The organism is Pseudoxanthomonas sp. GM95 (genome assembly GCF_900109775.1).
Classification (GTDB): Bacteria; Pseudomonadota; Gammaproteobacteria; order Xanthomonadales; family Xanthomonadaceae; genus Pseudoxanthomonas_A.
In genome coordinates this window covers 489,767-514,434 of the sequence record NZ_FOAX01000003.1, presented here as the reverse complement: position 1 = coordinate 514,434, position 24,668 = coordinate 489,767, and the positions used below count along the sequence as shown (strand labels likewise).

Below are 24,668 nucleotides of genomic sequence, written 5' to 3'. Positions count from 1 at the left end.
TCTCGCCGGTTGCGACAGGCATGCCGCATCATGGCGCCATGCAGGACGCGCGCCCGGATTTCCGCCTCTATCCCTCCAATTCGCTCGAAGTGCTGGCCGGCCTGCTGGCCGCCGAACTGCGCCAACCGGTGCCGGGACAGTCGATCCTCACGCCCGAAGTGGTGCTGATCCCGCAGGTGGCGATGCGCCGCTGGCTGCAGGCCACGCTGGCGGCCGAACACGGCGTGGCGGCCAACCTGGAGTTCCTGACCCCCGGTGAGTTCGTCGCCCGCGCGCTGGACGCCAACCTCGGCAAGGTGCAGGACGAGCTGGACGCAGCCACCCTGCAGTGGCGCCTGTACGCAGCACTGACCGATCCGGCGCTGCTGGCCCAGCCGCCGCTGGCCGCGCTGCGGGCGTACCTGGCGGACGACGATGCGCTCAAGCCGTGGGCGCTGGCGGGCGAACTGGCCAGCGTGTTCGAGAAATACCAGGCCTGGCGCCGCGACTGGCTGCTGCGTTGGGAGGCCGGGGCGGACCCGCTCGATCCGCAGGCCGTGCTGTGGCGCCACGTGGCGGCCGGGCGCGGCTATCGCGCGCGCCGCATCCAGGACTACCTGGATCGCTTCAGTGGCGAACACGCCGCGCTGCCGGTCGGCCTGCCGCGACGCGTGTTCGCCTTCGCCACGCTCAACATCTCGCCCGACGTGCTGCGCGTACTGGCCACCCAGGCGCGCGTGGGCGCGATGCACTTCTACCTGCCCACGCCGACCCAGTCGTACTGGGGTGACCTGCAGACCCTGGCCGCCAGGCTGCGCGAAGGCCACGCCCAGCCGTTCGGCGATGCCGCGGACGAAAACCGCCTACTGCAGGCCTGGGGCGCGGCCGGCCGCGATTTCATGGCGGTGCTGGGCAGCTACGAGGTGGTGCATCCCTCCGGCGAGATCGCCGCCTACGACGATCCCGAAACCCGTCCCGGCCGCGACGATCGCCTGCTGCACCGGTTGCAGGCCGATCTGTTCCATCGCCGTGGCACGCCCGGCGGCGCGCGGCGCGAGGCGCTGGACCGCGACGATCCCAGCCTGCAGGTCCACGCCTGCCATACGCGCCTGCGCGAACTGCAGGTGCTGCACGACCAGCTGCGCGGCCTGCTGGAAGACCCGCGCTTCGATCCGCCGCTGCAGCCGCGCGAGATCGCGGTGCTGGCGCCGGATATCGATCCCTACGTGCCGTATCTGGAAGCGGTGTTCGGCGGCCGCGGCCAGGACGACCGCATTCCTTACGCGCTGGCCGATACCAGTCCGCTGGCCGGCGAGCCGCTGGCGGAGGTGTTCGTGCGCCTGCTCGGCCTGCCGGTGTCGCGCTTCGGCTTGAACGAAACCCTGGACCTGCTGGCCAGCCCGCCGCTGGCCGAAGCTGCCGGCTTGGATGCGGCGGCGTTCGAGCGCCTGCACGGCTGGCTTCAGCACGCCGGCGCGCGCTGGGGCCTGAATGCCGACCACCGCCAGCAGCACGCCGCGCCGCGCGACGACGCCTACACCTGGCAGTTCGCGCTGGACCGCCTGCTGCTGGGCTACGCCAGCGGCGCGCAGGACGACATCGAAGGCGTCGCGCCGTGGCCGCAGCTGGAAGGCGGCGCGCTGTCGGCGCTGGATGCCTTGATCCGCCTGCTGCGCGTGCTCTCGCGTGCGCAGCAGGCCCTGGGCGAAGCCTTGCCGCCGCAGGCCTGGCGCGAGCGCCTGCTGGCCCTGCTCGATGCATTGCTGCCGCAGGCGCCGTCGGCGCAGACCACGCAACGCGCGCTGGATCGGCTGCGCAAGCTGATCGACGAATTCGCCACCGCCGCGCAGCACGCCGGTTTCGATGCGCCGCTGCCGGCCGAGGTGGTGCGTTCGCACTTCGCCGGCGTGCTGGCCGAAGCCGACACCCGCGCGCCGCTGCTCACCGGCGGCATCAGCGTCGGCCGCATGGTGCCGATGCGCCTGCTGCCGTTCCGCGTGATCTGCCTGCTGGGCATGAACGATGGCGACTTCCCGCGCCGCGATCCTGCCGCTGGCCTCAACCAGCTCACCGCCGAGCTGGGCACCGACAAGCGACGCCACGGCGATCGCTCCACGCGCGAGGACGACCGCTTCCTGTTCCTGCAGCTGTTCGCCTCGGCGCAGGACCTGTTTTATCTCAGCTATCTCGGCGCCGATCCGCGCGATGGCAGCGTGCGCGAACCCTCGGTACTGGTGACCGAACTCATCGCCGCCGCCGCCGACTATCACGCGATGCCGAAGCAGGCCGCCGAGGCGATGACCGTGCGCCATGCGCTGCAGCCGTTCGCGCCGGCCGCGTTCGGCGCCGATGGCGATCCGCGCCGCTTCAGCTATCGCGGCCAGTGGCAGCCGGCCGCCGGCCGTATCGGCGGGCATCGCACCGCGCTCAAGCCGTGGTTCGAACACGCACTGCCAGTGTTGGAGGACGTTGAGAGCGACCTCTCGCTCGACGAGCTGCGCCGTTTCCTCACCGCGCCGGCCGCGCAGTTCCTGCGCCAGCGCCTGGACCTGCGCCTGGCCGAGGAAGCCGAAACCAGTCAGGACATCGAGCCGCTGCTGATGGCCGGCGGCGGGCTGGAAAAGCTGCAGCTGCAAACCGCGGTCTTCGACGCGTTGCTTGCTGGCCACGAGACCGGCCTGTACGAAAAACTACGTGCGCGTGCGCTGCTGCCGTCCGGCCCGCTGGGACGGCGCGAGCTGGACGCGCTGGTCGATGCCACGCGGCCGTATGCCGAGGCGTTGACGGCCTGGCGCGGCGGGGCCGAAGCGACCCCGCAGCTGGTCGAGGTGGAACTGGATGGCGTGCGCCTGCACGGGCGCCTGGCCGGTCTGTACCCGCGCGGCCAGGCGCAGTTGCGTTTCGGCGCGCTCAACGGCCCGGCCGCGATCCGCCAGGGCCTGGACTGGCTGCTGGCCAGCGCCGCCGGCCTGCCGCTGACGCAGGCGCGTTTCCACGACGGCGGCGAAGCCGGCATCGGCCCGTTCGAGCGCGCCCCGCTGCAACAAGACGCCGCTCGCGCCGTGCTGCGCCACCTGCTGCAGCTGCGCAAGGCCGGCCTGCAGGCACCGCTGCCGTTCGGCCCGTACAGCGGGTGGGAATACTTCATCGCGCCCGACGCCGACAAGGCGACCAAAGCTGCCGCCGCCCGCTGGCGCGGCAGCGAGCGCGCCTGGGGCGAAGGCAACGCGGAGAGCTTCCAGCTGGCCCTGCGCGGCCGCGATCCCTTCGCCGACCGCGCCCTGCTGGTTCAGTTCGCCAACACCAGCTTCGATGTCTACCGCGCCGTGGTCGATGGCGTCATCCACGCCGGCTTCGACGACGACCGCCGCTTCGACACCGAAGCCAACGAAGCGGAGGCCGAGGTATGAGCAGCGTGGATCCCTACCTGACCCTGCCACTCACCGGTACGCGCCTCATCGAGGCGTCCGCCGGCACCGGCAAGACCTTCACCCTGGCCACGCTGGTGACGCGGTTGGTGGTGGAGCAGCGCCTGCGCATCGGCCAGATCCTGGCCGTCACCTTCACCGAGGCGGCCACGCAGGAACTGCGCAAGCGCATCCGCGAGCGCCTGATCCTGGCCGCAACCGTCGTGCCTGTCGCCCCTGTGGGAGCTGCTTCAGCAGCGATGGGCCTGGCTGGTGATGTTGCAGATGGGTCGGCTCCCCAGGATCAGCCAGACCTTGAAGAAAGCTCCTCGCTGAAGCAGCTCCCACAAGAGCAGGCTCCACCCGACGAAGCCCCCGATCTCGCCCTGAGCCGCGCGATCATCGCCGCGCATCTGGATGCGACCGGCGAGTCCGCGCAATCCGTGCAGCGGCGCCTGCAGCAGGCCGCCGACGAAATCGATCTGGCCGCGATCTTCACCATTCACGGCTTCTGCGCGCGCGTGCTGCGTGAGCACGCGCTGGAATCCGGCCAGACCTTCGCCCCGCCCGAGCTGCTGGCCAGCGATCGCGAACTGCGCGATGAACTGGCCGCCGACCTGTGGCGCGTGCATGCGGCCGAACCGGGTGACGCGCAGGCCTTGCTCGGCCTGTGGAAGGAGGGCCCGCAGGCGCTGTCGCGCGACCTGTCCAAGCTGTTCGCCCCGCCACGGCTGCTGCCCGCGCCGACACCGCGCGACGCCGGCGACGATCCCGAGGCCGCGCTGCACACCGCCGCGCGCGCGCTGGCCGAGACCTTCGCCGCGCATGGCGAGACCTTCCTCGCCGATCTGCTCGCTGCCGTCGAAGCCAAGGTGCTGCACGGCGGCAGCTACAAGGCCAGCTGGCTGCAGCCGCTGTGGATGGAGCTGCATCACTGGTGCGCGGCGCAGCGCTGGTCCGCGCCACTTAGCCCGCGCCTGGCCGCGCTCACCGCCGATGCGCTGCAGGCCAAGACCAGCGTCAAGCACGCCGGCCGCACGCCGACCTCGCCACTGTGCGAGGTGATCGCGCTGTACCTGACTGCCCTGGCCGATGTGCAGGTGGCGCGCGAAGCCGAGCGCGTGCGCCTGCTGCATCGCATCCGCGACGACGCGCGCACGCGCCTGGCCTTGCTCAAGCAGCAGCGCCGCGTACAGACCTACGACGACCTCATCGACGGCGTGGCCAACGCGCTGGAAGGCCCGCACGCCACCGCGCTGGTACAGCGCCTGCGCGCGCAGTACGCGATCGCGCTGGTCGACGAATTCCAGGACACCGATCCGCGCCAGTGGAGCATCTTCCACACCGTGTTCGGCGATGCCGAGGTCACGCGTGCGCTGGCGTTGCCGCCGGCGCTGTTCCTGATCGGCGATCCCAAGCAGGCCATCTACGGCTTCCGCGGCGGCGATGTGCAGACCTACCTGGCCGCGGCCAGCTTGGCCGAGCCGGCGCCACCGCTGGACCGCAACTTCCGCTCGCGTCCCAGCGTGCTGTCGGCGATCGAAGCGCTGTACACGCAGGCCGGCGAGGGCGCCTTCATTGAAGCCGGCATCCACTTCCATCACGTTGCGCCCGGCACCCAGCGTGTCGATGCCGACTACCTGCGCGATGGCGCGCCCGCACCCGCCTTGACGCTGTGGCAGGCGCCCGCGCCGCCGCTGGACGACAAGGGCAAGCAGAAGCCGTGGAGTGCCGGCGATTCGCGCACGCTGGCCACCGCGGCCTGTGTGCAGGCGATCCATGCGGTGCTGACCGACGCCCGCGCCGGGCGCGCGCTGCGCAACGGCAAGCCGATCCAGCCGGGCGATATCGCGGTGCTGGTGCGCAAGCACGGCGAGGCCACGCGCATCCAGCAGGCCCTGGCGGCGGTCGGCATTCCCGCCGTGGCCGCGGGCAAGCAGAGCCTGTTCGCCACGCCCGAGGCGCACGAACTGCTCACCCTGCTGCTGGCCCTGCTGCACACCGCCGACGATGGCCGCCTGCGCGCCGCATTGGCGACCGTGCTGCTGGGCGTGGATGCCAGCGGCATCGCCGCGCTGGAAGCCGATGGCGACGCGCATCGCGCCTGGCAGCTGCAGGCGCTGGACTGGCGCGAACGCGTGCAGCGCGGCGGTCCGCTCGCCCTGGTCAGCGACCTGTGCGCGGCGCAGGCCGAGCGCCTGCTGGGCCTGCTCGATGGCGAGCGACGCCTGACCAACTACCTGCAGCTGGGCGAACTGCTGCAGCACGCGCAGGCACGCGCGCTCGGCCTGCATGGCCTGGTCGACTGGCTCGGCCAGCAGATCAACGAGGCCGACAGCGACGACGAAGCCCAGCTGCTGCGCCTGGAGTCCGATGCGCGCCGCGTGCAGATCGTCACCCTGCACAAGTCCAAGGGCCTGGAATACCCGCTGGTGTTCCTGCCGTTCGTGGGTATCGGCGGCAAGGCGCCCGATCCGGGCAACGCCTGCGTCGTGCAGGACGCGGCACGCACGCGCGTCCTGCACTGGAAGCTGCAGCCCGACACCTCCGGCTGGACCGCCGCGCGCGCGCAGTGGATCGACGCACAACGTGCCGAAGACGCGCGCCTGCTCTATGTCGGCCTGACCCGCGCCGAACACGCGCTGTGGATCGCCACTGGCCACTTCTACAACGCCAAGCAGACCGCGCTGGCGTCGATGGTGGAGGACCTCGATACGCTGGCCGCACAGCCCGGCATCGTGGTCGAAGCCGGCGCGATGCCGACGCAACCGGCGTGGTTGTCGCCCGAGGCTGAAGCCGCGCCATCGCAGGCGCGAAGCGTCGCACGCACGCTCTCACACGACTGGTGGGTCTATAGCTTCACCCAGCTGGCCAACGCCGACAGCGGCGCCGAATCGGCCGCCAGCACCACCACGCTCGCCGCGGCGGGCGGCAACGACGAGCCTGCCGGTGAAGCCGATGCCGATGCACCGCAGCCGACGGAAGTGTTCGATCCGCGCTTTGCCGGCAACCGCTTCGGCGTGGTGATGCATGACGCGCTGGAGCGCAGCGACTTTGCGCTGTGGCGGCACTGGCAGGCCGGCGATGCCGCGCCGCCAGCCGAGGTGCCGGTGATCGAAAGCGCGTTGCGCGCCGGCGGTTATGCCGCAGACGAACTCGAGGACGGCCTCACCGTGCTCACCACGCTGATCGGCCAGACGCTCACCGTCGCACTGCCCGAGGGCGTGCGCCTGTGCGATGTGCCGGAACAAGATCGCCGGCCGGAAATCGAGTTCCAGTTCGCCCTGCAGCCCACCGCGGTCGAGGCGCTGCTGCGCCTGCTGCACGCGCACGGCGTGGTGCGCGAACGCCACAGCTTCGGCCTGCGCCGCGAGCTGGAAGGCCTGATGACCGGCCTGATCGATTTGACCTACTGCCATAACGGGCGCTGGTACGTGCTGGACTACAAATCCAATCGCCTGCCCGCCTATGACGGCGCCGCGCTGCAGCGGGCGATGGCCCACAGCGAGTACGACCTGCAGGCGCTGATCTACACCCTGGCCCTGCACCGCTGGCTGCGTTTCCGCCTGCCCGACTACGACTACGCGCGCGATTTCGGCGGCATCCGCTACCTGTTCTGTCGCGGGCTGGATGCGACGCGCGAAGCGTCACCCGGCGTGCATGCGCAGGCGTTCGCGCCCGAACTGATCGACGCGCTGGATGCGTTGTTTGCCGGCCATACGGCGGAGGCAGCATGAGCAGTAACTTGCAAATGTCAGTACGCGCAAGGTATCTCGCGTTGCCGCTTAAGCCCCTCTCCCACCGGGAGAGCTCGAAGTCGCGGCGAGTGACTGAGAGGGGTGAGGGTTGGGGCGAAGCCTCGCGCAACCTGATATCGCTTGGCTTCGCCCCCTCGGTCACTCGCCGTGACCTCGAGCCCATCCGCCCTTCGGGCACCTTCCCCCGGAGGGAGAACGGCAAAGCGCTGCGTTCCGCACCGACGCTTGAAGGGCGGTGGATGGCGGCGCCTTCCACGCAGGATCAAACCGCATGAGCCTCCTCAACGACCTCATGCGTGCCGGCGTCCTGCGCACGCTGGATCACGCCTTCGCCCAGAGCCTGCGCCGGCTCGATCCCGATACGCCCGATGAGGTGCTGGCCGCGGCCGCGCTGGCTTCGCTGGCCGTCGCGCAAGGCCATGCCGGTTTCGATCCGGCGCGTCCGCAGTTGCTCACCGAGGCGCAGATGGCCTGGCCCGGCGCCGCGCAGTGGCAAACCGCCATCGCCGGTTCACGCTGGGTCGCCCAACCCGGCGCCGCGCAGGATGTCTCGGACACCACCACGCCGCTGGTGAGCGAGCACGGCCTGCTCTACCTGCGCCGCTATCGCGAGTACGAACGCCGCCTGGCCATGCAGCTGCAGCACATCGCCGCGCAGCCGCTGCACGCGGGCGGCACGGCGGACGTGGCCGAGGTGTTCGCCTTGCTGTTCCCCCACGCGCGCAGTGGCGAAGACCGCCAGGCGCGTGCGGCCGCCCTGGCCTTGCGGCGCGCGTTGCTGCTGGTCACCGGCGGTCCCGGCACCGGCAAGACCACCACGATCACGCGCCTGCTGGTGCTGCGCATCGCCCAGGCGCAGCGCGCCGGCATCGTCTTGCCGCGCATCGCGCTGGCCGCGCCCACCGGCCGCGCCGCCGAGCGCATGGCCGAAAGCCTGCGCAAGGCCGCCGCGGCCATCGTCGCCAGCGGCGTAGACGCGGCGCTGTGCGAGGCGCTGCCCGACAGCGCCAGCACCCTGCATCGCCTGCTGGGCACCATTCCCGATGCGCCCACCTTCCGCCACACCGCCGATAACCCGCTGCCGTTCAACGTGATCGTGGTGGACGAGGCCTCGATGGTCGACCTGCCACTGATGTGCAAGCTGGTCGAAGCCGTGGCCGATGGCACCCAGCTGATCCTGCTGGGCGATCCGGACCAGTTGCCCTCGGTGGAAGCTGGCGACGTGCTCGCCGCGATCCTGGCCGCGGCTGGCCCCGGCGATGCGCTGTCCGCCGACGATGCGCGTGCGTTGCAGCCGTTGTTGGGTGACGCCGTACCGATGGCCGATCACGCCGGCGGCCTGCACGGCCACCGCGTGCAGCTGCTGCGCGGCTATCGCCAGGATGCGGATTTCGACCTGGCGCCGCTGGCCGTGGCCACGCGCGAGGGCGATGCCGAGCGCGCGCTGTCGCTGCTGCGCGGCGACACCTTGCGCGGCGTCCACTTCCACGAGGACGTGCTGGATCCGCTGGAAACGCAGCGGGCGCTGTTCCTCGCGCATTGGCGCGCGCTGGCCGATGCGCCCGATCCGGCCACCGCCCTGCAATCGGCCCAACGCCTGCGCCTGCTCACCGCCGTGCGCGAAGGCCCGCAGGGCGCGCGCGGCTTGAACGCCCGCATCGAGGAGCTGCTGTCCGGTCGCCGCATCGGCAGCGCGCCCAGCTACTTCCACGGCCGCCTGCTGCTGGTGACGGAAAACAGCTACCGCCATCGCCTGTTCAACGGCGACATCGGCATTTGTTTGCGCGATGGAAGCGGCGCGCTGATGGCCTGGTTTGCCGGAGGCGAGGACGGCGGCGTGCGCCCGTTCCATCCCTCCGCGCTGCCCGCGCACGAGAGCGCCTTCGCCATGACCGTGCACAAGGCGCAAGGGTCCGAGTTCGACGAGGTCTGGCTGCAGCTACCGCGCAATGACAGCCGCGTGCTGTCGCGCGAGCTGGTCTACACCGCCCTCACCCGCGCCCGCACGCGCCTGCACGTGGCCGGCAACGCGCAGGTGCTGCGCGATGCGCTCGCGCGCCACGCCGTGCGCATGTCGGGCTTGGCCTGGCGGTTGGGAGAACGCGATCGTTCCCCCACTGCAGACCCGCTTCCAGAAGCGATGACACCCGTCCAGGGCGCGCTGTTCTAAAGACGGGCAGCGCTTGTCGACAGGCCGCAGGGGCTATCCAGCGCCATCGGGCCAACCGCCGTCATCCCCGCAAACGCGGGGACCCAGCGACGTTGCTTTCAGATCATCAGTCCCGCTCGCGCGCCGGATGCGCGCAACCGCATTACTTCCCCGCGGCCCGCATCTCCGCCGCCTTCTGCGCCAGTTCCTTGAGCTTCAGTACGCGAGCGTGCTCGGCGCGCTTGAGGGCTTCGCGGGCTTCCTTGATGACTTCGTGCGCCAGGTTCTGGTTGGTGTGGTGGCGCTTGGCGTCGATGGCCGCGTCCAGCCGTTGCTGGGCACCGGCGACCGCCTTGTCCACGCGATAGCGCGGGTCCTGCGTGTTGGTGGTCAACGGTGGGTCGTACTGTCGCTTCATGGGCACGTCTTCTTGATCAGGGCGCCACCATAGCCAGCTTGGCCCGGCACCGCACGCTTCCATGCCGTGGCGCGTGCAGCGCGGTGCGGTGAAGTCAGCGCGCCGTGCGCGGCGCAGACCCGCCCATCCGTGGCGCACGGCCGTCGCCGGGACGGCGTTCCTGTCGATGCGTTATCCCCACCCAAGCGGGAATTCCATGGCGTGCGCGATGCGTGTCGCGTCGTCCATCAAAGCGAGGCCCGCATGGCGGGCCTCCGGGTGGTGCGCTTACTTGGTTTCGACGCGCTGGTACTGGTCGCTGCCGGTGTTGAGGTGGCCGTTGGCCTCGTCGATGGCAAAGCTGACGGTCTCGCCGTCGTTGTTCACCTGCAGCGCGCCGTCCTTGTAGACCGCCGGGTAGCTGTCGGTCTTGGGCTTGCGGCTGAAGAACTTCGGCGTGGTGCTGCGGACCATGAAGCCCTCGCCATTGCGCTCGATGTCCATCGTCTCTTCCGCCGTCTGCACGTTGACCCAGTGCCCGACGAACTTCTCGCCCTCCACCTTGGCGCAGCCGGACACCAGCAACGCCGTGGCCAGTGCGGCCCCCATCCACTTCATCATCGTGTGTTCTCCGTCAGTTGAGCTGGCGGAGAGGATGCGGTTAGCAGCATGTAGGGGGAGTCAATGCTTCCACTTTTAAGGGGTTTGGGCGTTCGCCGCTTCCGCCTCTCTCAGCTCTTTGGCGCGGCGAGCCCTTCTTAAGGGCCGACCACCATCTCCGATAGCCCTCAAAAGTCCAGGCTGAATTTTGTCGCGATCAATTCGGCCTGCGTTAATGGCATCCTCAATCTCTACGGCGACCTCCCACATGCCTAGCCGGTGCTTCTTATTAGATTTAAGGCACGCAACTATTAAATCGTTCAAGCTAGTGAGCTTAAGCCCAACAAGATCCACGTGCTCAGCATTAACTATCTGGGAGGGCGTTTCACCCGCCTTTGGATCAATGGCCAGACCAATATTCTGAATGGCAGCATGGTCGATTTGGCACCATTCGGCGTCATCGAGTGTCTTTCTAGACGCCGAAAGTGCTACCGCTATTTCAGGAGCTGATGGGCCATTGTTAGATAATTTGTAAAAAGATATGCGCCCTTCGTCTGGCGACACCTCAAAATTCTTTGCAGTCGATGCACATACATGTTCAGGTCCAAATTGATCGTCCTCAGGGCGATCAAAGGGTATGTTTTTCGTCAGTGATCTTACCAATTCCATGCGCTTCCCCAATAGCGTTAATAGCATTTTCTATTGCTTTTTGTGCTTCCTTGCTTTCGGAGAACTTTAGGGAGTTCTTAAGAACCGCTATTGCGCCTATGTCTCCAATTTCGCCAAGGGTATGTGCCGCAGCGATTTGTTGCTGCTTCGCTCCCATAATTAAGGATGACGAAAGTATCTGAGTTACTCGGCTTAAATCTAAGTCATCCGAAATTAGGCTTAAATATCTTAATGCTGCCGATTTAACCTCGGATGTCACATATTTTGAGTGTGTCTGCAGTACGGCATCCAACGCCTCGAGTTTCTCTCGGCTATTTTTCAAGTTTGCCAGCTGGGAATCGGAGCTTTGGTGGAGTGCTCGATCTATTACTTCAAAACGTTCGCCATAGGCTAGGTTTTCATGAGACGCCTTAGAGAATTCGAAAAACAATTTCTTCGTGATTCTTTGTGATAAAGACTCGGCAGGGTTGGAAATCTGACTTGTAGGAAATCTTATTTCCGGATTAATTGCGTTTATTCTGAATCCCAGGTCAAAATTGAGTGCGGCCTTGGCGACAGCTAGCGCAGCCTTAGATACATTCAAATTTTTGTTTTTGGGAACTAATGAAGTTAATGTGCTTGGCTCGCCGCCCAAGGGATTTTGGGTTTTTATTCCTGTTCCGGACTGAAGTTCGTCCTGGTTCTTAATTTTTGATTCCATCGCCAATCTCCAGAATTTCCAGAGTCATCTCTTTAAGGCTTTCTAGCAAGGTTATGCATTCCTCTCTCGAGATTGGTCGAGGAAGATCTGCCGGCGTTGATAGATCTAGCTCACATCCAGCCTCATGGATTTCAATTCCGGAACTTGTCGAAAAAATTACTTGGCCTGCAAGGTTAGGCTGAGCTTGAAGCTGAGCGCCAAGAAGCGCCACTCTTGCTGACCATTTCGAAATGCGATTTATTTTTATTTTTTCGCCAGACAATTCATGGATTTTCCAGCGATTTATTTGATATAAGAATTCGCTTGAATTATCGCCGTCGATGGTTACGTTGGGGAGAAATTCTTGGAGAATCCTGTAACTCTCCAGCCTATCTTTAGATGGAATTCCCCACGCGCCACCTAGTGCCATTCTAGAGAATGAATGATTCGTGCCTGAGAAAAAATTAATCAATCGCCCAGTCATTATGTCTAGCACTTCGTGTGCCGATCCTAAGCTGGCAAAGCTCTGGTCGACTTGCTCACCTTCCCATATCCAATCAAGGCGATTGGGCGATGAACGAAATTGAATCTTCCCTGTGCCAAACGATCCAATTTCGATGTTGCTCGCCTCGTTCTTGAGCTGGACTCTGGTTTCCGGCTCTACCGAAAAAACCGATTCGAGCCCCGCCTCGGCAAGTGGAACAGCGGCATTGGTGAACAGGGTTATACGAAGTTGCCTCGCCTGCCAATTTTCCAAGCCATGCATGCGCTGATCCTTTAAGAAGTTATGACGCTAAGTTGGCTGGTCTTAAGCCAACCGGGAGGAAATAGTACCAACACATGGGTTGTTCGAGCAGAAGCTACAGCTGTCGGATAAGGGGCGAAGTTTGCTTATCCGGATGCGGGGCACTTCGGACTACAGCCGACGGATCGCGGATCCACCTGTAAAGATGTGCTTCAAGCTGTCCCCATGGCATTTTGAGTGCCGACTGTGCCTAAGGCTTCTACTCGCCCTGCGGTTTGTTTGGCGACGCAACTTGCAGCCGCAGAGTTGACAAGCCAGCGTGATGGTCGAGGGCGATGTTGCTTTAACAGGAACGAGCACCGGTTCGGTTTGAAGTAGATGCCGAGGTGGCACCGAATCAGCTCTCTGGGCTGCCCGAATCATCTCCAGCATCTACGCACCCCCATCAACTCAATCGGCTTGCCCTGGGCAAAGCGCTCGGCGTCTTTTGTATAGCGGCCGATGCAGACGATCTTCACCGCGTGGGCCTGGTGATGGGCGAGCAGGCCTGCCATTTCGCGCACGATGCTGACGCCGACCTGCTGGCGCCTCCATTGCTTGCATTGCACCAGCGTGCGGCGGCCGTCCTTGCGCAGGATCAGGTCGATGCCGCCATCGGCGCCGCCCAGGCCCGTTTCCTCGACGGCATAGCCTTGTCGGCGAAACGCTTCGCCGACCAGTAGTTCGAACTGCCGCCAACCGCCCTGGCTGAGGCTTTCAAGATCGGTGCGCGTGTCCAGCAGCTTGCGGCGATGGCGGCTGCCGATGAAGGAGGCCAGTGCGCCGATCCAGCACACGGCCAGCACCAGCCACGCCAGCGGGGTGAGCATCGCGCCCGCGCCTTGATAAAAACCCTGCGCCACCGTCCCGCCCTGATGTCCCATCCATGCGGTGAAGCCGTAGCGCACCGCGATGAACCCCACGATGCCGACCACCACGCCCACAGGCCACGGCCATGCCGCGACCACGTCGATTCCGTTCTGCTGACCCCTGCGTCCCATGCAAGAAACTCCCGTTCCTGCCTGAACGATAACGGCCAGCGCCCGCGTTGTCAGCGGTGAACGGGATTGTCCGGGGTGAAGCGATGGCGCGGGCTTGCGGGAATCAAGCGGTATCGGAGTTGCGAGCGTGGGTTGCGATCACGCGGCGAGGCGTTGTCGCCGATGACTCAGCGATACGGCCCCGGGCCCTTCCACATCAGTTCGCCCTGCTTGTAGACGGCGGACATGTTGATGATCTCGCGGGCATCGCCAATCGACTTGGCTTCGGGCGAATCGGGATCGAGGGCGCGGCATTTGCCGGAGCCGCGGCGCAACGCGATATCCAGCGAGCAGGCCATGTAGTAGCGCGTGCCGGGCAGGGGGATGGCGAATTCCTTCATGCCCTGCGCCATCCAGGCGCGCACCTTGGCCTCGGTGGTGGTGTCGTAATAGACCTGGTAGCCGCCCAGCTCCAGGCTGCTGCCGGCGGTGTTCATGTCATTGCGGTTGCCGCGGCTGGGCGCGGGTGCGCTGCCCAGGCCCATGTCGTCGGGCGCGGTGTCCTGGGCGAGCGAGCCGGGCGGGCGGCCCCAGGTGGCCGAACGATTCGGGCTGGGCGGCGGCGGGTTTTCCGGCGTCTGGGTCGGCTGCGGCGGGCGCTGGGAGCGGGTCGGCATGGACCAGCTATCGGCCGCGGTGGTGGTGGGGATGGGATCGGTGTCGTCGGGCACCGGGTCGGCCGCGTGCTGCACCAGCGTGGTCTGCACGCGCGGGGCGGCGGGCTTCTTCTGCACGGTGGGTTGCTTGGGGCGCTTGGGCGTGGGCGGCGTCTGGCTGCGCGTGGGCGGCGGGCTGGGCGGGGCGTCGGTGGCCGGATCGGTGGTGGCGCCGAGGAATTCCATGCGGATCCGGCCGCCGGCCGCGCCGCCCTGCGGGGCGGTGATCACCGGCAGCGAGGCATGCATGAGGATGTAGAACAGCAGCACATGCAGCAGCGCGCTCAGCAGCGCGGCGATCCATGACTGGAAACGTTCGGTCTTCGAGTTGGCCCGGCCTGCCGCGGGTGTCGACGCGCTGCTCATGCCATCGGGGCGTCGATGTTGCGGGACTTCATGCGGGGTCTGGCGCGTGCAGCGGGTGGGGTGCGCGCATCGTAACGCGTACGCGCGGCGGTGCTGTTGTCGGCGTTGCCGGATGCGTCAGGCGCTGGCGATTTGTCGGCATTCGTTCAGCACCAGGGCACGCAGCCAGCGGTGGCCAGCGTCGTCGTGCAGGCGCGGGTGCCACATCTGCGAGACGGTGATGCCTTCGAGGGCGAGGGGCAGCGCGAACACGTGCAGCCCTTCACTGGCGTGCTGCGGCTGGGCCTGCGCATAGGACGCCGGCACCAGCGCGATCAGGTCGCTGTCGCGGGCGATGGCCAGCGCGGCGGGGAAGCCGGGCACCACCGCGGCGATGCGGCGTTCAAGGCCGAGTGCGGCCAGCGCGGCATCGACCGGGCCGTGTTCACGTCCGCGCCGCGAGGCCACCACATGGCCGAAGCCGAGGTAAGCCTCTACGCCGACCTGCGCGGCGGCAGCCAGTGGATGCCCGGTGCGGACCACGCCGACGAAGCGATCGCGGAACAGCGCCTGCACGCGCACCTCCGGCCCCATCGCATCGAGCACGCCGATTTCCAGATCGACCTGGCCCTCGCGCAGTGGCGTGGCGGACTTGCGCGCCTTGTGCACGAAGCGCAGCTGCACGCCGGGCGCGACCGCGGCGACGGCGCGGATCAGGCGCGGGCCGAAGGCTTCGACGAAGCCCTCGTTGGTGCGCAGGGTGAAGCGGCGCTGCAGGGTGGCCAGGTCCAGTTCGGCCGGCGGCGGATGCAGCACCGCGCGCGCGTCCTGCACGGCGGCGTGGGTGCGCTCGCGGATGCTGTCGGCGTAGGGCGTGCGCACCATCTCGCGGCCGGCGCGCACCAGCAGCGCATCGCCGGTGGTCTCGCGCAAGCGGGTGAGCGCGCGGCTCATCGCCGAGGGGCTCAAACCGAGCGCGCGTGCGGCGCCGGCGACGCTGCCGGCGCCGAGCAGGGCGTCCAGCGCGATCAGCAGGTTCAGGTCGGGATCGGACACGTCTGCTCCGTGGATCGTGCGGCAAGGCCGTGCGTGGCGCGCAATATATCAATGCGCCCCACGCGCCTTCCGGATCATGTGCTGCGTGGGTACGGTGATCCGCACTGACGCAAGGGATCGAGGCGATGCGCCTGAAGATTCCGCGTCGTTCGTGGAGTTCGAGATGACCAAGCAATCTGCTTCCAACACCGTGCTGCTGATCGGCGCGTCCCGCGGCCTGGGCCATGCGATGGCCTGCGAATACCTGCAGCGCGGCTGGCGCGTGATCGCGACCGGCCGCGCGCAGTCCACCGATTCACTGGCGCGATTGGCGCTGCAACATCCCGATGCGCTGCGCGTGGAGACGGTGGACATCACCGTGCCGGACGAGATCGCCGCGTTGCGCGCGCGGCTGGAGGGCGAGGTGATCGACCTGCTGTTCGTCAATGCGGGCGTGACCAATGCGGATGAGGAGACTACGGCGACGGTCTCCACCGAGGAATTCGTGCGGGTGATGGTGACCAACGCGCTCAGCCCGCTGCGCGTGGTGGCCGCGTTCGAAGCCCTGGTGCCGGCCAGCGGCACGATCGGGGTGATGTCCTCGGGCCAGGGCAGCCTGGCCAACAACACCAACGGCGCGCACGACGTGTATCGCGGCAGCAAGGCGGCGCTGAACATGTACATGCGTAGCTTTGCCGCGCGCCACGCCGACGACCCGCGCACCTTGCTGCTGATGGCGCCAGGTTGGGTGCAGACCGACATGGGCGGCCCCGGCGCGCGCCTGACCATCGCCGACAGCATTCCGAACCTGATGGACACCATCACCGCGCAGTCCGGCACGCCGGGCCTGCAGTACCTGGATTACCTGGGACGGACGGTGCCGTGGTGAGGCGCGCTGCGTCCGTCGATCGACCGACCGGACGCTTCAACGGGCCTGCGACAAACCTTCCAGATAGGCGCGCAGGTGATCGGGCAAGCCCCGGAACCAGGCGTCTTCCTGGCCGGGCGCCGGCAGGAGCTGGCCGAACTCGGCCATGTGCGCAGGCGCAAGCTCGTTGAGATAGACCCAGATGGAACTTGCAGGCCATCCGGCCAACGCGGCGACCTGGTCCACGATGCCGGTGATGAGCGCTTGCAGCTGGTCTTCGCTGCGACCTTTGCGGATATGGCCGTAGACCAGCACGTTGTCCTGGGCGACCGGCTGGCCGCCGATGAAGTAACTGCCGGCGTCCACCACCTGGAAGATGACCTCGGCGAAATAGGTCTGCGCGCCGGTCACCTCGTGGTGGATCCGGGTGATGGCCTGGGCGAGGGCTGCCTTGGTGTCGGGATCGAATCCGGGGGCGGTGCTGGTGACGAAGTAGGTGGGCATGGGCGCTTTGCAGAGGTCCGGGGCGACAGCAGAGCGCATCGTTGGCCGCGCTGTCATCGTGCAGTGCGGAAGGCCAATCGATCTTTCACGCGTGCAGGTTGGCGGCTGGGTGGATCGCGGCTTAGACGCCGGCGACGCCCGTGGCGGGCACGGGTTCGACCGCGGCGCTGGCCGCCGGGTCGTACCAGAACGGGATCAGGTATTCGCGTTCACGCCTGGCGCCGCGCTGCGTGCTGCCGGCGTTCCACAGCAGGCGCAGATCGTGCCGGCCAGGCGCCTTGCCCTGCAGGTCGAGATAGCCGACCAGGCCGCGCAGGCCCAGGTCGCGACGCTCCATCGGCACGAAATTGGCCAGCGCGATGGGTTGGCCATCCAGGGTCACGGTCCAGAGGTTGGCCAGGCAGGCCACGGCCTGGTCGGCGGCGGCGCGGCCTTCGGCACGGTTGCGGCCATGGTCCAGCGCAGGGCACAGGTCCTTGGCCAGGGCGTTGTCCAGGCGCGGGCGATGCGGGATGAAGACGCGCAGTTGGCTGTCCTCGATCCGGTCCGAAGGGATCATCGGATAACGCAGCATCACATCGTCCGGGCCGCGCATGGATTCGTAGTGCGCGCTGAGCATGCCGTGGTCCACCGCCTCGCTGGTGACCACGCGGTAGCGGCTGAGCATGGAGAAGCTGGCCGACGAGAACACATACGCGCCGCCGAACACCATCGCAAAACAGATCACGAAGAAATACACCGCGCTGAAGCCGCGATTGCCCAGATTGCTCTGCAGGGTGAACTGCACCGGCGCGCCCAGGCGCTGCAGGGTGAGGGCGGAAAACATGCGCAGCAGGCCGTGCGCCACGCGGCGCAAGCCCTGGGTGGGTTGGCCGCGCTGATCGCGTTGGCCGATGCGCTTGTCCAGCAGCATGATCGCCACGCCGCTGATGAGGAAGGCCACGTACGGCACGGCGAAGGCGATGAAGGTGGCGCGCTCGCTGTCTTCGAACAGCAACCCGATCAGCGTGCCGGGAATCAGCAGCGCCAGGCCGATCACGCCGGTCCAGGCCAGCGTCATCGCGATCAGGATGGTCATGGAAAACAGCACCGAGGCGGTGCGGTCGACGCGGTCGATGACCTCGCCCAGGTCGCCGATCAGGCGGTGATAGAACCCGCGCGAGACCGGGCCCATCGCCGCCAGGCGATCCCAGCGGATGCCTTCGGGGAAATGCGACTTCAACCCGACCAGGCCGACCCAGTAGCCACGGATGGCCAGGTGGACCACGAACGCCGAGCCCAGCGCGTAGCACAGCCCCACGCCGATGTTGAAAGCGAACTGCAGCAAGTACCAGGTGCTGCCGTCGGCATGGATCTCGCTGCCGGTCCACGCCTCGAACAGGCGCGCCGGCACGGTGAGCAGGGCGAAGGCGAGCAGGCCGGAGATCAGCAGCTCGAGTTCATCGGTACGCTCGCGCAGGCGTTCGAAACTGATACGGCGGCCGGCCGGCTGCAGGCTGTCGCCGTCGGCGGATTCGTGCTGGTTCATCCTGAACTCCCCTATTCAGGTGCGGAGTCTAGCCGCCCGCGCGACCCGGCGCGCGACTCTGCTAGCGTGCGCGTCCTGTCCCTGCGTGCAGTGAGTACCTGCGATGCCCAAGGCCCCTGCGAACGTGCGCTTCAAGGCCAAACTGCTGCGACCCGCATTGCCGGCCGATGCGACGTGGAGCTTCCTGCTACTGCCCCCCGCGGCCAGCGCCAAGCTGCCCACGCGCAGCATGGTCTCGGTCGAAGGCACGCTCGGCGAGGCGCCGTTCCAGGCCACGCTGGAACCGGACGGGCAGGGCAGCCACTGGCTGAAAGTGGAAGACGACCTGCGCGCCGCCGCGGGCATCGCGGTCGGCGACACGGTCGCACTGGCGATCGCGCCGATGGCCGAAGAACCCGAACCCAAGGTGCCCGCCGACATTCGCGAAGCGCTGGACGGCCATGCCGCCGCACGCGCGACCTGGGACGACATTACGGCCATCGCGCGGCGCGACTGGATCTACTGGATCGTCTCGGGCAAGAAGGCCGAGACCCGCATCAAGCGCATCGGCGTGGCGCTGGACAAGCTGGGCAAGGGCAACCGGCGCGCGTGCTGCTTCGATCGCTCGGGCATGTACAGCAACAGCCTGAGCGCGCCCAAGGCCGCGCCCTGAGCGCGCGGTGCTTCAGCCGGTGCTGAGCGCCTGGGCGATCGGCGTGTCGCCATCGATGAAATCCAGCGTGCGGCCGTAGGTCGCCAGGTCCGGTAGCACCGCGGCGATCACCTGTGCGACGTTGCCGCGCGAGGTGGCGCCGTGTTCGCTACCCGGATCAAGCTGGATGCGGCCGCTGGGCGCGTCCAGCGTCAGCCGGCCCGGGCCGAGGATGGTCCAGTCCAGCGTGCTGTCGCGCAGGTGGCCATCGGCCGCGGCCTTGGCCTGCGCATAGGGGAAGAAGCCATCGTCCGGGGTGAGGTGCTGGTCGCGGCCGGAGGTGATGTAGGAGACCATCACGTAGCGGCGCACGTGCGCGCGCCGGGCGGCGTCCATCGAGCGGATCGCCGCATCGCGGTCCACCGCATAGGTGCGCGCGGCATCGCCGCCGCCGGCACCGGCCGACCACACCACCGCATCGTGGCCGGCGAGCTTGCCGATGAGGGTGTCCAGGTCGGCGTGTTCGATATCGAAGACCACCGGCGTGGCGCCATCGGCGGCAACGTCATCGGCGTGGGCGGGATTGCGGATCACCGCGCTGACCTGGTGGCCGGCCGCGGTGAGCAGCGGGATGAGCAGGCGGGCGACCTTGCCGTGGCCGCCGATGATGAGGATGTGGGACACCTCGACTCCTTGCGTAACGAATCTGCCGCCAGTGTCACCAGGCCAGCCTGAAGCTACCGTCGCGGTGGCGCGTTGACCGCCATGCGGGACTTCCGGCCCACGTCGTCGCGCCCGTAGCGGTGCTACGGTTGAAAGCTGTCATTTCCGTCATCTTGCTGGAGCCCGTCATGTCCTTCGCCCGCCGCGCCGCTGTTGCCCCGGTGATCCGTCCCCGCACCCGCCTGGCCGCCGCGCTGGGCCTGGTGCTGCTGGCCAGCACGGCCGCGGCGCAGGTGGTGCGCAAGGCCGAGGTGCCGCCGCCGCAGGACGTGGCCTATCCGGGCCAGATCGCCCTGGCCGTGGACGCCAGCGACACCACGCAGGGCATCTTCCGCGTGCATGAATCCATCCCGGTGCAGGCCGGCAAGGTCACCCTGCTGTACCCGGAATGGATCCCCGGCGCGCATTCGCCCAGCGGCCCGATCGCCCAGCTGGCCGGCCTGAAGTTCACCGCCGGTGGCCAGCCGCTGGCGTGGAAGCGCGATCCCTACGACGTCTACGCCTTCCATGTGGACGTGCCGGCTGGCGCCACCACGCTGGAGGCCGATTTCCAGTACCTGTCCAGCCGTGGCGGCGGCTTCCAGATGACCGACAAGATGCTGATGCTGGACTGGGACCAGATGTCGCTGTATCCGGCCGGCTATTACACGCACGGCATCCAGGTGCAGCCGCGGGTGACGCTGCCGGCGGGCTGGCAGTTCGGCAGCGCACTGCGCGCCGCGTCGAAGGACGGCGCGACCACGGTGTTCAATCCGGTGCCGTACAACACGCTGGTCGATTCGCCGATCTACGCCGGCCTGCATTTCAAGCAGGTCGACCTGACGCCCAAGGGCGGTGCGCCGGTGATGCTGGACATCGTCGCCGACGACGCTAAGGACCTGGAGATGACGCCGGAACAGCTGGCCGCGCACAAGGCGCTGCCGGAGCAGGCGACGCGGTTGTTCGGCTCGCATCACTACGACCATTACGACTTCCTGTTCTCGCTGTCCGACCAGCTGGCCGGCAACGGGCTGGAGCACCATCAGTCCAGCGAGAACGGCCTGGACACCAACTACTTCAGCGGCTGGAAGGACAACCCGACCGACCGCGACCTGTTGGCGCATGAGTTCACCCATTCATGGAATGGCAAGTTCCGTCGCGGCGCGGACCTGGCCACGCCCAATTTCAGCGAGCCGATGGGCGATTCGCTGCTGTGGGTATACGAGGGCGCGACCCAGTACTGGGGCTTCGTGCTGACGGCGCGTTCGGGCCTATGGACGCCGCAGCAGTTCCGCGACGCGCTGGCGATGGTGGCGGCCAACTACGACCGCAACCGCGTCGGCTTCAACTGGCGCACGCTGGAAGACACCACCAACGACCCGACCGCCGCGCATCGTGCGCCGCTGCCCTATCGGAGCTGGCAGATGAGCGAGGAGTACTACAGCGCCGGGCAGATGGTTTGGCTGCAGATCGATGCGCGCCTGCGCGCGCTCACCAGCGGCAAAAAGTCGCTGGATGATTTCGCCAAGGCTTTCTTCGGCGTGGACGACGGCAGCTACGTGACCCATCCGTACACCTTCGAGGACGTGCTCGCCGCGCTCGATGGCGTGGCCCACGACGACTGGGCCGGCTTCCTCAAGGCCCACGTGCAGACCGTGCAGCCCTCATTGCTCGACGGCCTCGCCGCGAGCGGCTGGAAGCTGGTCTACACCGACACGCCCAGCGAGTACGAGGCGCAGTACAACAGCCACCCGCAGTCGGCGCGGCACCGCTACAACTTCGCCTGGTCGATCGGCCTGACCATGAACGACGACGGCACCGTCAACGACGTGCGCTGGGATGGCCCGGCCTTCAAGGCCGGCGTCAGCACCGGCGCCAAGCTGGTGGCGGTGGACGGGCACGAGTATTCGGCCGATGCTTTGAAGCAGGCGATCACCGAATCCAAGGGCACCTCCAAGCCAGTGACGCTGCTGCTGCAGTTCCAGGGCTCGATGCGCACGGTGCAGGTGGACTACCACGATGGACTGCAGTATCCGCACCTGGTGCGGGTGGAAGGGACGCCGGATTATTTGAGCGAGAGCATCAAGAAGAAGGGCTGATGCCTGGTCTCTCTTCGGGCCGGTTGCGGTTTGGTTTCTAGGCGACCGTTGGTGGTTTGTTAGCCAAGCAACGACAACGGCTTTCGTGCGGCTTCGCCGCCCGACCCACTTTCTTTGCTCGTGCAAAGAAAGCTGGGCAAAGAAACACGCCCCAGGCGGCACGCCCTCGCTTTGCGAGGGTTCGCTACGGGTCGAGGGATTTTTCTACGGGACATCCATGTCCCGCAGAAAAACGACGTGCATCCCTGCACGCCGCCCTGCGGGTCTGATCCTCGGCCCTTCGCCGTGCCTTATGGGGTGTTAGAGCAGCAGCTAAGAGCAGCAGCTAAGAGCAGCAGCTAAGAGCAGCAGCTCCTTGATGGAGGCGTGCGTTGCCTTTGGAAAGAAAGCGCTGTGGTTCGCTTGATGTACTGAGCAGCATTTCGGCTTTGGCTTTGGCTTTGGCTTTGGCTTTGGCTTCGCGCTTGCTGTGGCTTTTCGCTTTACCTGACCGAGCCGTCAAAGCACGCCGAGCACCGGAGCAAAGCAGGGCCGAAGAGGCGCCCTGTTTGAGCGAAGCGAGTTTGGGCGCCGTGCCCTGCTTTGCGAGGAGCGCAGGGCACCGATGCGTAGCATCGGCGTGCGTCCGGCGAGAAGCGGTTTTGGTGACTTTTGCTGCGACAAAAGTCACTCGTGCCGCGAAGCGGCGCGAAAGCTCTGCAATTGCTTCTGCCTTCGCTTGATGAGTTCGAACAATCAAAAGCAGGCGAAAAACCACAACGCCAAGCTGATCAAACAACGATCAGCTGGCGGCAACGGCCAACACCTGATTCTCCGGCGTCCCCCGGTGGAACAACCCATGCCGCAACCCCACCAGTCCCAGCAACGCCGCATCCCGCGTCGCCCCTGCCGGCAATCCACCGAGCCGCGACAGCGACGCATCCAGCGCATCGCGCAAGGACTCCGGTGCATCGATCAGATGCCCGGCGTCGGCCTGCGCGCGGTAATGCGCGGCGATGCGTGCCAGCAGCGCATCCACGTTCGAGGCCGAGGGCTCGGGCAGTTCGCGGCGGGCGCGGCGCAGCTGCAGGATGTTCAGGCCGATGCGGGTTTCTTCCAGCAGGTCGACCGTGGCCAGGTCGCTGCCTTCGGCGGTGGCGGCCAGGCGCGGGGTAGCCAGGCCGAGCAGGTCGAGCATGCGGCCGGTGAAACGCGCGCGGTCCTGCTGGCCGTGGCCGGCGGCAGCGTCGGCCAGCAGCGACCAGCCGCTGCGCACCAGCCGGCGCGCGCTCCATTCGGCGCCGACCGAGCGGAACAGCCGCGTCATCACGATCGCGAACACCAGGCCCAGCAGCATCGACACCGCGGTGTTGATGTAGGTCTGGAAATCGGCGTGGTAGCTGCTCTGCAGGCCCAGTAGCGTGGACATGTTGGCCAGCATGATCAGGCCAACCAGCATCGTCGCCGGGCGATACACCAGCAGGCCCAGCGGCAGGAACAGTGGCGCCAGCACCAGCACCAGCGCGCCGAAATCCTTCACCGCCGGGAAGATGCCGAAGATGTAGATCCCGGCCAGCACGCAGGCCGCCACCGTGCCGGACAGGAACTTGAGGATGTTGGGCACCGGGTCGTCCATGCCGGCGAAGAACGCCGTGCCGACCGCAGCCATCATCGCGCCCAGGCCGCCGGCCGGCCAGCCGGTCCAGATCCACAGCAGGCAGTAAACGAACACCGTGGCGCCGGCGCTGAGCGCGCCGAACAGGATCATCGGCACGTCGACGTGGCGCTGCTCGATACCGGTGTCGAAGCGCGGCGCCGGCGCCGGGCCGAACACCGGCTGGCGCGGTTCGTGTCCGGTGGCGATGTCGTGCTGCAGGCGCCGGCAGTCGTCCCACAGCGTGAGCAGTTCATCCAGCCGCACCAGCAGACTGTTGCCGACCAGGGCGATGATGTCCGGCGTCAGCGCCGGGCGCAGCGCGGCGATGCGCGCGCGCAGGGATGCGAGCGTGTCAGGCGAGGGCGTCGGTTCACGCAGCCAGGCGTTGATGTCGTCCATCAGCGTGGTCAGCGCCTCGGACAGCGCGTGGTGGCCGTGCAGGGTGTCCAGGCGATCGCTGATGCCGGCCAGGGTCGGAATCAGCTCGAACATGCGCGCGCGCAGTTCGCGCATCTGCGCGTGCACCTGCGGGTGGCGGGTGCTGTCGCGGCTGGCCATGACGATGAGCTGTTCGAACTGGCCAAGATCTGCGGCCAGGCGGCCGCGGCGCACGTCGCGATGGCCGTCGCGGCGCAGGACCAGGGCGCACCAGCTCACCGCATCGTCCATCCAGGCGCCGATGCGGCCGGTGATCACCGACTTCATCGACGAGGGGAACACCAGCGCGGCCACCAGCACCGCGCACAGCGCGCCGACGATGATTTCCTCGCTGCGGGCGATGGCCACATCGAAGATGCCTTCGGGCTGGGTCACCGCGGGAAAGCCGATGAACGCGGTGGTGTAGCTGGCCAGCAGGAACACGTACGCCGACGGCCCGCGATTGAGCAGCGACAGGCACAGGCACGCGGCCAGCCACAGCGACAGGGCCAGGCTCAGCAGCACCGGCGCCTGCGACAGCGGCGGCAGGATCGCGACTACGCCGGCCGCGCCGATCACCGTGCCGACGATGCGATAGATGCCGCGCGAGCGGGTGCCGCCCAGCATCGGCTGGATCACGATGTAGACCGTGGACATCGCCCAGTACGGCCGTGGCAGGTTGCCCCACAGGCCGATGAACAACGCGGCCACCGCGGCCAGGTACGCCTTGCTGGAGAACAGCCAGGCGCGCTTGTCCAACAGCACGTTCATGCGCAGGCCCTGGC

18 protein-coding genes and 1 pseudogene are annotated in these 24,668 nt (G+C 67.1%); 6 read left to right on the top strand and 13 right to left on the bottom strand.

Annotated elements, in window-relative coordinates:
- Nucleotides 1-38: 38 nt before the first annotated feature.
- From recC to recD, 3 genes are all read left to right on the top strand, one after another.
- Nucleotides 39-3,389: an exodeoxyribonuclease V subunit gamma gene (gene recC / locus BMZ17_RS17025; protein ID WP_254775409.1), complete on the top strand. Its 3,351-nt coding sequence runs from the start codon at nucleotides 39-41 to the stop codon at nucleotides 3,387-3,389.
- Complete coding sequence (recB, locus tag BMZ17_RS17020) at nucleotides 3,386-7,123, top strand: exodeoxyribonuclease V subunit beta (RefSeq protein WP_093141423.1); 3,738 nt, start codon at nucleotides 3,386-3,388, stop codon at nucleotides 7,121-7,123. Before recC ends, recB begins: the two co-directional genes overlap by 4 nt.
- 292 nt (nucleotides 7,124-7,415) lie before the next feature.
- A complete protein-coding gene (recD, locus tag BMZ17_RS17015) occupies nucleotides 7,416-9,314 on the top strand; it encodes an exodeoxyribonuclease V subunit alpha (protein ID WP_093141419.1) in 1,899 nt (632 codons plus the stop codon).
- A gap of 142 nt (nucleotides 9,315-9,456) precedes the next feature.
- Here recD and BMZ17_RS17010 read toward each other — a convergent pair whose 3' ends face one another.
- From BMZ17_RS17010 to BMZ17_RS16990, 8 genes and pseudogenes are all read right to left on the bottom strand, one after another.
- The gene (locus BMZ17_RS17010) at nucleotides 9,457-9,711 is read right to left on the bottom strand and encodes a hypothetical protein (protein ID WP_093141415.1); all 255 of its coding nucleotides are present in this window, start codon (nucleotides 9,709-9,711) and stop codon (nucleotides 9,457-9,459) included.
- Between the two features lie 267 nt (nucleotides 9,712-9,978).
- Entirely contained in the window at nucleotides 9,979-10,311 is a 333-nt protein-coding gene (locus BMZ17_RS17005) for a hypothetical protein (RefSeq protein WP_093141410.1), read from the bottom strand.
- A 75-nt stretch (nucleotides 10,312-10,386) separates the two neighbouring features.
- Nucleotides 10,387-10,854, bottom strand: a complete 468-nt coding sequence (locus BMZ17_RS21045) for a hypothetical protein (protein WP_139202990.1) — start codon at nucleotides 10,852-10,854, stop codon at nucleotides 10,387-10,389.
- 64 nt (nucleotides 10,855-10,918) lie between these two features.
- Complete coding sequence (locus tag BMZ17_RS21040; RefSeq protein WP_139202988.1) at nucleotides 10,919-11,659, bottom strand: hypothetical protein; 741 nt, start codon at nucleotides 11,657-11,659, stop codon at nucleotides 10,919-10,921.
- Nucleotides 11,643-12,404, bottom strand: a complete 762-nt coding sequence (locus tag BMZ17_RS21035) for a hypothetical protein (protein WP_139202987.1) — start codon at nucleotides 12,402-12,404, stop codon at nucleotides 11,643-11,645. Before BMZ17_RS21035 ends, BMZ17_RS21040 begins: the two co-directional genes overlap by 17 nt.
- A 150-nt stretch (nucleotides 12,405-12,554) precedes the next feature.
- Nucleotides 12,555-13,423, bottom strand: a pseudogene (locus BMZ17_RS17000) (restriction endonuclease).
- A gap of 167 nt (nucleotides 13,424-13,590) precedes the next feature.
- Nucleotides 13,591-14,484: a hypothetical protein gene (locus BMZ17_RS16995; protein ID WP_093141405.1), complete on the bottom strand. Its 894-nt coding sequence runs from the start codon at nucleotides 14,482-14,484 to the stop codon at nucleotides 13,591-13,593.
- Nucleotides 14,485-14,601: 117 nt separating this feature from the next.
- Complete coding sequence (locus BMZ17_RS16990) at nucleotides 14,602-15,519, bottom strand: LysR family transcriptional regulator (protein ID WP_093141400.1); 918 nt, start codon at nucleotides 15,517-15,519, stop codon at nucleotides 14,602-14,604.
- Nucleotides 15,520-15,682: 163 nt separating this feature from the next.
- Here BMZ17_RS16990 and BMZ17_RS16985 point away from each other — a divergent pair, with 163 nt between their 5' ends.
- Entirely contained in the window at nucleotides 15,683-16,387 is a 705-nt protein-coding gene (locus tag BMZ17_RS16985) for an SDR family NAD(P)-dependent oxidoreductase (protein ID WP_093142345.1), read from the top strand.
- A 36-nt stretch (nucleotides 16,388-16,423) separates the two neighbouring features.
- Here BMZ17_RS16985 and BMZ17_RS16980 read toward each other — a convergent pair whose 3' ends face one another.
- Both BMZ17_RS16980 and BMZ17_RS16975 read right to left on the bottom strand, forming a co-directional pair.
- Nucleotides 16,424-16,870, bottom strand: a complete 447-nt coding sequence (locus BMZ17_RS16980) for a tautomerase family protein (protein ID WP_175485653.1) — start codon at nucleotides 16,868-16,870, stop codon at nucleotides 16,424-16,426.
- 121 nt (nucleotides 16,871-16,991) lie between these two features.
- Entirely contained in the window at nucleotides 16,992-18,398 is a 1,407-nt protein-coding gene (locus BMZ17_RS16975) for a hypothetical protein (RefSeq protein WP_093141391.1), read from the bottom strand.
- Between the two features lie 103 nt (nucleotides 18,399-18,501).
- On the opposite strand from BMZ17_RS16975, the gene BMZ17_RS16970 reads away from it, so the two are divergent.
- Nucleotides 18,502-19,050 (top strand): YdeI/OmpD-associated family protein, encoded by a 549-nt coding sequence (locus BMZ17_RS16970; protein ID WP_093141388.1) that lies wholly within the window; start codon nucleotides 18,502-18,504, stop codon nucleotides 19,048-19,050.
- Between the two features lie 12 nt (nucleotides 19,051-19,062).
- Here BMZ17_RS16970 and BMZ17_RS16965 read toward each other — a convergent pair whose 3' ends face one another.
- Entirely contained in the window at nucleotides 19,063-19,713 is a 651-nt protein-coding gene (locus BMZ17_RS16965; protein WP_093141383.1) for an SDR family oxidoreductase, read from the bottom strand.
- 167 nt (nucleotides 19,714-19,880) lie between these two features.
- Here BMZ17_RS16965 and BMZ17_RS16960 point away from each other — a divergent pair, with 167 nt between their 5' ends.
- Entirely contained in the window at nucleotides 19,881-21,830 is a 1,950-nt protein-coding gene (locus tag BMZ17_RS16960; RefSeq protein ID WP_093141379.1) for a M61 family metallopeptidase, read from the top strand.
- A 325-nt stretch (nucleotides 21,831-22,155) separates the two neighbouring features.
- Here BMZ17_RS16960 and BMZ17_RS21195 read toward each other — a convergent pair whose 3' ends face one another.
- Nucleotides 22,156-22,608, bottom strand: a complete 453-nt coding sequence (locus tag BMZ17_RS21195) for a hypothetical protein (RefSeq protein ID WP_175485652.1) — start codon at nucleotides 22,606-22,608, stop codon at nucleotides 22,156-22,158.
- A gap of 3 nt (nucleotides 22,609-22,611) precedes the next feature.
- The gene (locus BMZ17_RS16950) at nucleotides 22,612-24,654 is read right to left on the bottom strand and encodes an FUSC family protein (RefSeq protein ID WP_093141371.1); all 2,043 of its coding nucleotides are present in this window, start codon (nucleotides 24,652-24,654) and stop codon (nucleotides 22,612-22,614) included.
- Nucleotides 24,655-24,668: the final 14 nt, after the last annotated feature.

What these genes read in the sequence shown, in the direction of transcription:
- recC (WP_254775409.1), top strand. Translation starts at nt 39, where the DNA reads ATGCAGGACGCGCGCCCGGATTTCCGCCTCTATCCCTCCAATTCGCTC.
- recB (WP_093141423.1), top strand. Translation starts at nt 3,386, where the DNA reads ATGAGCAGCGTGGATCCCTACCTGACCCTGCCACTCACCGGTACGCGC.
- recD (WP_093141419.1), top strand. Translation starts at nt 7,416, where the DNA reads ATGAGCCTCCTCAACGACCTCATGCGTGCCGGCGTCCTGCGCACGCTG.
- BMZ17_RS17010 (WP_093141415.1), bottom strand. Translation starts at nt 9,711, where the DNA reads ATGAAGCGACAGTACGACCCACCGTTGACCACCAACACGCAGGACCCG.
- BMZ17_RS17005 (WP_093141410.1), bottom strand. Translation starts at nt 10,311, where the DNA reads ATGATGAAGTGGATGGGGGCCGCACTGGCCACGGCGTTGCTGGTGTCC.
- BMZ17_RS21040 (WP_139202988.1), bottom strand. Translation starts at nt 11,659, where the DNA reads ATGGAATCAAAAATTAAGAACCAGGACGAACTTCAGTCCGGAACAGGA.
- BMZ17_RS21035 (WP_139202987.1), bottom strand. Translation starts at nt 12,404, where the DNA reads ATGCATGGCTTGGAAAATTGGCAGGCGAGGCAACTTCGTATAACCCTG.
- BMZ17_RS16995 (WP_093141405.1), bottom strand. Translation starts at nt 14,484, where the DNA reads ATGAGCAGCGCGTCGACACCCGCGGCAGGCCGGGCCAACTCGAAGACC.
- BMZ17_RS16985 (WP_093142345.1), top strand. Translation starts at nt 15,683, where the DNA reads ATGACCAAGCAATCTGCTTCCAACACCGTGCTGCTGATCGGCGCGTCC.
- BMZ17_RS16980 (WP_175485653.1), bottom strand. Translation starts at nt 16,870, where the DNA reads ATGCCCACCTACTTCGTCACCAGCACCGCCCCCGGATTCGATCCCGAC.
- BMZ17_RS16975 (WP_093141391.1), bottom strand. Translation starts at nt 18,398, where the DNA reads ATGAACCAGCACGAATCCGCCGACGGCGACAGCCTGCAGCCGGCCGGC.
- BMZ17_RS16970 (WP_093141388.1), top strand. Translation starts at nt 18,502, where the DNA reads ATGCCCAAGGCCCCTGCGAACGTGCGCTTCAAGGCCAAACTGCTGCGA.
- BMZ17_RS16960 (WP_093141379.1), top strand. Translation starts at nt 19,881, where the DNA reads ATGTCCTTCGCCCGCCGCGCCGCTGTTGCCCCGGTGATCCGTCCCCGC.
- BMZ17_RS16950 (WP_093141371.1), bottom strand. Translation starts at nt 24,654, where the DNA reads ATGAACGTGCTGTTGGACAAGCGCGCCTGGCTGTTCTCCAGCAAGGCG.